This window comes from Streptomyces sp. NPDC004561, from assembly GCF_053602155.1.
Genome location: NZ_JBSGDB010000502.1, coordinates 1 through 6007, shown reverse-complemented (window position 1 = coordinate 6007; position 6007 = coordinate 1). Strand labels below are relative to the sequence as shown.

General features: G+C 74.8%; 7 protein-coding genes. 6 read left to right on the top strand and 1 reads right to left on the bottom strand.

Translation table 11 applies throughout. The features are described 5' to 3' along the window. From ACWEN3_RS39075 to cobI, 4 genes are all read left to right on the top strand, one after another. Window positions 1-719: vWA domain-containing protein (locus ACWEN3_RS39075; protein ID WP_452981277.1), on the top strand; the 719-nt coding region annotated here is incomplete at its 5' end. Next, the gene (cobO, locus tag ACWEN3_RS39070) at window positions 719-1327 is read left to right on the top strand and encodes a cob(I)yrinic acid a,c-diamide adenosyltransferase (protein WP_452981274.1); all 609 of its coding nucleotides are present in this window, start codon (window positions 719-721) and stop codon (window positions 1325-1327) included. The genes ACWEN3_RS39075 and cobO, both read left to right, overlap by 1 nt. Beyond that, window positions 1321-2676 carry a cobyrinate a,c-diamide synthase gene (locus ACWEN3_RS39065; RefSeq protein ID WP_452981271.1) on the top strand — a complete coding sequence of 452 codons (1356 nt, stop codon included), beginning with the start codon at window positions 1321-1323 and terminating at the stop codon, window positions 2674-2676. The genes cobO and ACWEN3_RS39065 overlap by 7 nt, the downstream gene beginning before the upstream one ends. Continuing rightward, window positions 2673-3404, top strand: a complete 732-nt coding sequence (gene cobI / locus ACWEN3_RS39060) for a precorrin-2 C(20)-methyltransferase (RefSeq protein ID WP_452981268.1) — start codon at window positions 2673-2675, stop codon at window positions 3402-3404. Before ACWEN3_RS39065 ends, cobI begins: the two co-directional genes overlap by 4 nt. 23 nt (window positions 3405-3427) lie before the next feature. Here the strand turns inward: cobI and ACWEN3_RS39055 are convergent, their stop codons facing one another. Then, the gene (locus ACWEN3_RS39055; RefSeq protein WP_452981265.1) at window positions 3428-4159 is read right to left on the bottom strand and encodes a ZIP family metal transporter; all 732 of its coding nucleotides are present in this window, start codon (window positions 4157-4159) and stop codon (window positions 3428-3430) included. 117 nt (window positions 4160-4276) lie between these two features. On the opposite strand from ACWEN3_RS39055, the gene cobM reads away from it, so the two are divergent. Both cobM and cbiE read left to right on the top strand, forming a co-directional pair. Beyond that, window positions 4277-5095 (top strand): precorrin-4 C(11)-methyltransferase, encoded by an 819-nt coding sequence (gene cobM / locus ACWEN3_RS39050; protein ID WP_452981262.1) that lies wholly within the window; start codon window positions 4277-4279, stop codon window positions 5093-5095. After that, on the top strand, window positions 5092-6007 hold a 916-nt coding region (cbiE, locus tag ACWEN3_RS39045), incomplete at its 3' end, for a precorrin-6y C5,15-methyltransferase (decarboxylating) subunit CbiE (RefSeq protein WP_452981259.1). The genes cobM and cbiE, both read left to right, overlap by 4 nt.

Below are 6007 nucleotides of genomic sequence, written 5' to 3'. Positions count from 1 at the left end.
CGAGCAGCATGTCCGCCTGGACCGTCCCCTTCGTGTCCTCGATCGTCATGGTGATGCCGGGACCCTACGCCGCCCCGCACCAGCGGGCGCGCGGCCGGTCCGGGCCGGGGCTGGTGGTCCGCCGGGACGATCTGCGGCAGGCGACCCGGGAGGGACGCGAGGGCAACCTCGTGCTGTTCGTGGTCGACGCCTCCGGGTCGATGGCGGCCCGGCAGCGCATGGGCGCGGTCAAGGGCGCGGTGCTGTCGCTGCTGCTCGACGCATACCAGCGGCGGGACAAGGTGGGTCTGGTGACCTTCCGGGGGTCCGCCGCGGACGTGGCGCTGCCGCCGACGTCCTCCGTGGACGCGGCCGCCGCCCGGCTGGGGACGCTGCCGACCGGGGGCCGCACGCCGCTGGCCGCCGGGCTGCTCAGGGCGCACGAGGTGCTGCGGGTGGAGCGGCTGCGGGATCCGGCGCGGCGGGCGCTGGTCGTGGTGGTGACGGACGGACGGGCGACGGGTGGCCCGGAGCCGGTGGCGCTCGCCGGGCGTGCGGCCCGGCTGTTCGCGGCGGAGGGGATCGCCTCCGTGGTCGTGGACTGCGAGTCGGGGCCGGTGCGGCTCGGGCTCGCCGGGCAGCTCGCGGGTGAGCTGGGCGGTACGGCGGTGACGCTCGACGAGCTGCGGGCGGACTCGATCGCCGGTCTGGTCAAGGACGTACAGAGGAGGGCCGCGTAGTGCCGCAGGGACAGCCGAGTGTCGTGCCGGACGACGGTCTGACGACCCGTCAGCGTCGTAACCGTCCGCTGGTCGTGGTGCACACGGGCGTCGGCAAGGGCAAGTCCACCGCCGCGTTCGGGCTCGCGCTGCGCGCGTGGAACCAGGGGTGGCCCATCGGGGTGTTCCAGTTCGTCAAGTCGGCGAAGTGGAAGGTCGGCGAGGAGAACGCGCTGCGCGTGCTCGGCGCCTCCGGCGAGGGCGGGAGCGTCGACTGGCACAAGATGGGCGAGGGCTGGTCCTGGGTGCAGCGGGACATCCAGGGTGACAACGCGACCAACGAGGAGAAGGCCCGGGAGGGCTGGGAGCAGGTCAAGCGGGACCTGGCGGCCGAGACGTACCGGCTGTACGTGCTGGACGAGTTCGCCTACCCGATGCACTGGGGCTGGGTGGACACGGACGAGGTCGTGGACGTCCTGCGCAACCGGCCCGGTACCCAGCATGTCGTCGTCACCGGGCGGAACGCGCCGGAGAAGCTGGTCGACCTCGCCGACCTCGTGACCGACATGTCCAAGGTCAAGCACCCCATGGACGTGGGGCAGAAGGGCCAGAAGGGCATCGAGTGGTGAGCTCCGTCCCCCGGCTGGTCATCGCCGCGCCCTCCTCGGGCAGCGGCAAGACCACCGTCGCCACGGGGCTGATGGCCGCGTTCGCCGCGCGGGGGCTCGCCGTGTCCCCGCACAAGGTCGGGCCGGACTACATCGACCCCGGGTACCACGCGCTCGCGACCGGGCGGACCGGGCGCAACCTCGACGCGTACCTGTGCGGGCCGGAGCTGATCGCCCCGCTCTTCCTGCACGGGGCGCGGGGGTGCGACATCGCCGTCGTCGAGGGCGTGATGGGGCTGTACGACGGCGCGGCGGGCGAGGGCGAACTCGCGTCCACCGCGCACGTGGCCAAGCTGCTGGGGGCGCCGGTGGTGCTGGTGGTCGACGCCTCCTCGCAGTCGCGGTCGGTGGCGGCGCTGGTGCACGGGTTCGCGTCCTGGGACCCCGGGGTGCGGGTCGGGGGCGTGATCCTCAACAAGGTCGGGTCCGACCGGCACGAGTCGCTGCTGCGGGAGGCGCTGGACGCCTCCGGGGTGCCGGTGCTGGGCGCCCTGCGGCGGGCTCGGCAGGTGGACACGCCGTCCCGGCACCTGGGCCTGGTGCCGGTCGCCGAACGGCGGGCCGCCGCGGTCGACGCCGTCGCGGCGATGGCCGAGCAGGTGTCCCGTGGGTGCGATCTGGCGGCGCTGGAGGCCCTTGCCCGCGCTGCCGGCCCCGTACCGGGGGACCCCGCGCCCTGGGCCCCCGCTCGGTCGGCCGGCGGGCGGGCGCCGGTGGTCGCCGTCGCCGGTGGGCCCGCGTTCACGTTCTCCTACGCCGAGCACGTAGAGCTGCTCGCCGCCGCCGGGGCCGAGGTGGTCACCTTCGATCCGCTCCGGGACGAGGAGCTGCCCGAGAGGACCGCCGGGCTGGTCGTCGGGGGCGGGTTCCCCGAGATGTACGCCGGTGAGCTGTCCGCCAACAAGGCCCTGCGCGAAGCGGTCGCCGCACTCGCGGAGCGCGGCGCCCCCGTCGCCGCCGAGTGCGCCGGGCTGCTCTACCTGTGCCGGGAGCTGGACGGGCAGCCGATGTGCGGGGTGCTGGACGCCACCGCGCGGATGACGGATCGGCTGACGCTCGGCTACCGGGACGCCGTGGCCGTCGGCGACAGTGTGCTGGCCGCCGCCGGCACCCGGATGCGGGGGCACGAGTTCCACCGCACGGTCGTCGAGCCGGCCGCCGGTGCCGCTCCGGCCTGGGGGGTCAGGGCCCCGGTGCGGCGGGTCGAGGGTTTTGTGCAACGGGGCGTGCACGCGAGTTATCTGCACACGCACTGGGCGTCCGAGCCCGGTGTGGCCCGTCGGTTCGTGGAGAGGTGCCGGACGTCATGAGCAGCAGGCTGGTCGGAGTCGGGGTCGGTCCCGGTGATCCGGAGCTGGTGACCGTCAAGGGGGTCAACGCGCTGCGTTCGGCCGAGGTCGTCGTCGTACCCGTGATGGACACCGGTGAGCGGGGGCGGGCCGAGGCGACCGTGCTGCACTACGTGGAGCGGGAGAAGGTCGTGCGGGTGGTGTTCGCGCTGAACGAGCGGAGCGACCGGGCGCGCCGCGAGGCCGCCTGGGACGCCGCGGGCGAGCGGGTCGCCGGGCTGCTGCGGGAGCACGGGTCCGTCGCCTTCGCCACCATCGGCGACCCGAACGTGTACTCGACGTTCACGTATCTCGCGCAGACCGTCGCGGAGCTGGTGCCCGGGGTGGCCGTGGAGACCGTGCCCGGGATCACCGCCATGCAGGACCTGGCGGCGCGCTCGGGTGCCGTGCTGACCGAGGGCACCGAGCCGCTGACGCTGGTGCCGGTGACCGCCGGGTCCGCCGTGCTCAAGGAGGCGCTGGCCGGGCCGGGGACGGTCGTGGCGTACAAGTTCGGGCGGCAGGCCGCCGAGGTCGCCGAGGCGCTCGCCGAGACCGGGCGGCTCGGGGACGCGGTGTGGGGGTCGGCGCTGGGTCTGCCGGAGGAGTCGGTGCGGCCGGCCGCCGAGCTGGACGGGGCGCCGCTGCCGTACCTTTCGACGCTGATCGCTCCGCCGCGGCGGGACGGCGGGCGGGGCGGGAAGCTGTGAGCCCCGCGCGGCCGGCCGTCCGGTCAGCCGGAGATGCCGACCACCAGCCAGATGAACGCCGCCCCGGCCACCGTGCACAGCAGGGTGGAGCGGGCCGGGTGCTCGTGATGGGCCTCGGGGAGGATCTCGGCCGCGGCGAGGTAGAGCAGTACGCCCCCGAAGAGGCCGAGATAGCCGCCGAGCACCGGTTCGGGGATGTGGATGAAGGCGGTCGACAGCGCGCCCACCACGGGTGCGCAGGCGTCGGCGACCAGCATGCCGATCGCCCGGCGGCGGGCATTGCCGTACAGGCTGGTGATGGTGAAGGTGTTGAAGCCGTCGGCGAAGTCGTGGGCGATCACGGCGAGCGCGACGGCCGTGCCCATGCCGCCGCCCACCTGGAAGGCCGCGCCGATCGCCACGCCGTCCATGAAGCTGTGGCCCACCATCGCGGCGGCCGCCGTCAGGCCCACCTCCGGCGCCCGGTGGTGGTCGTGCTCGTCGCCGCCGTGGGCCGCCTGGCGTGCGGCCAGGGTGCGCTCCACCAGGTGGGCCAGCAGGAAGCCGGCCACGAACAGCAGCAGGGCGGCGGGTACGCCGAAGACCTCGCGGTCGGCCGCGCGCAGCGCCTCCGGCAGCAGGTCCAGGCCGACCACACCCAGCATCAGGCCGCCGGCGAGTCCCAGGACGAGATGGCGCCGGTCGGTCACACGCTGCGCCGTCCAGCCGCCGGCCAGCGTCATCAGGAACGCGCCGAGCGCGACGAAGACCGCCATAGGCCCTTGCTATCCGATGGAGGCGCCTTCGCGCACATCCGGCACCGCTCACACCGCCACAGACCCTGACATTTCGCTCGCTTTTCATTCGAGATTCTGTACGAGAGGACCCTTCCCATGGCCGATGCCCCCACCGGCAAGGTGACGTTCGTCGGTGCCGGTCCCGGCGCCGCCGACCTGCTGACGTTCCGTGCCGCGCGCGCGATCGCGGAGGCGGACGTGGTGATCTGGGCGGCCAGCCTCGTCCAGGCGGAGGTCCTGGAGCACGCGCGCGAGGACGCGGAGATCCTGGACTCGGCCACCATGTCCCTGGAGGACGTCGTCGCCGTCTACCGGCGGGCCCTCGCCGAGGGGCTGAGGGTGGCGCGGATCCACTCCGGTGATCCGGCGCTGTGGGGCGGCACGCAGGAGCAGCTGGACCGGTGCGCGGAGCTCGGGATCGCGACGGAGGTCGTCCCCGGTGTGTCGTCGTTCTCGGCCGTGGCCGCGCTCGCGCGGCGCGAGCTGACGATTCCCGAGGTCGCGCAGTCCGTGGTGCTCACCCGGCTCGGCGGCGGCAAGACGCCGATGCCACCCGGCGAGGAGGTGCGCGAGTTCGCCCGGCACGGCACCACCATGGCGGTCTTCCTGTCGGCGGCGCGCAGCGGCCAGCTGGTGCGGGAGCTGCTGGAGGGCGGCTATCCCACGTCCACGCCCGTGGTCGTCGCCTACCAGGCGACCTGGCCGGAGGAGCTGGTCGTGCGGTGCACGATCGGCACGCTGGAGGAGACGGTCAAGGAGCACAAGCTCTGGAAGCACACGCTCTTCCTGGTCGGCCCGGCGCTGGACGCGCACGGCACCCGCTCGCACCTGTACCACCCGGGCCACTTCCACGGGTTCCGCAAGGCCGACCCCGAGGCGCGGCGGGCGCTGCGCGAGCGAGGGGCGAGCAGTTGATCACGGTCGTCGGCACGGGGACGGGGGCGCCGGTTCCCGGGGACGTCGCGGAAGGTGCCGCCCTCGTCGTCGGCGGACGGCGGCACCTGGACGCCGTACGGCTGCCCGCCGGCGCCGAACGGGTCGTGCTCGGGCCGCTGGCGCCCGCCCTGGACACGATCGCCGAGTACGTCGGCAAGGAACTGCCGGTGCTCGTGCTGGCCTCCGGGGATCCGGGGTTCTTCGGGATCGTGCGGGCGCTGGCGGAGCGGTTCGGGCCGGGGCTGCTGGACGTGCGGCCGGGGGTGTCCTCGGTGGCCACGGCGTTCGCGCGGATCGGGCTGCCCTGGGACGACGCGGTCGTGGTCAGCGCGCACGGCCGGGACCTGCGCACGGCCGTGAACGTCTGCCGGGCGCAGCCGAAGGCGGCCGTCCTGACCGGTCCGGGCGCCGGGCCCGCCGAGCTGGGCGCCGCGCTCACCGGCCAGGACCGGGTGCTGGTCGTGGCGAGCGCGCTCGGCGACCCGGTGCGGGAGCGCGTGGAGCGGGTGACGCCCGCGGCGGGGGCGGCCCGCGACTGGGGTACGGCGGTGAGCGTGGTGCTGTGCCTGGACCGGGCACGGGCGCTCGGCCCGGTGCGGACGCTGGCCGGGGTGCCCGCCCGGCCCGGCCGCTGGGCACTGGAGGAGGCCGGGTTCACGCACCGGGACTCGATGATCACCAAGTTCGAGGTCCGGGCGCTGGCCCTGGCCCGTCTGGGCCCCCGGCCCGGCGACCTGGTGTGGGACGTCGGCGCGGGCTCCGGCTCGGTGGCCGTGGAGTGCGCGCGGCACGGCGCGGCCGTCGTCGCCGTCGAGAGGGCCGTCTCCAGATCAACGAGCGGTCGTACTCCACCCACCCCGGCGACTGCATCACCGTGGTCAGCGGCCTGGG

Coding starts and splice junctions, on each gene's coding strand:
- cobI (WP_452981268.1), top strand. CDS start 2,673: ATGAGCAGCAGGCTGGTCGGAGTCGGGGTCGGTCCCGGTGATCCGGAG.
- ACWEN3_RS39055 (WP_452981265.1), bottom strand. CDS start 4,159: ATGGCGGTCTTCGTCGCGCTCGGCGCGTTCCTGATGACGCTGGCCGGC.
- cobM (WP_452981262.1), top strand. CDS start 4,277: ATGGCCGATGCCCCCACCGGCAAGGTGACGTTCGTCGGTGCCGGTCCC.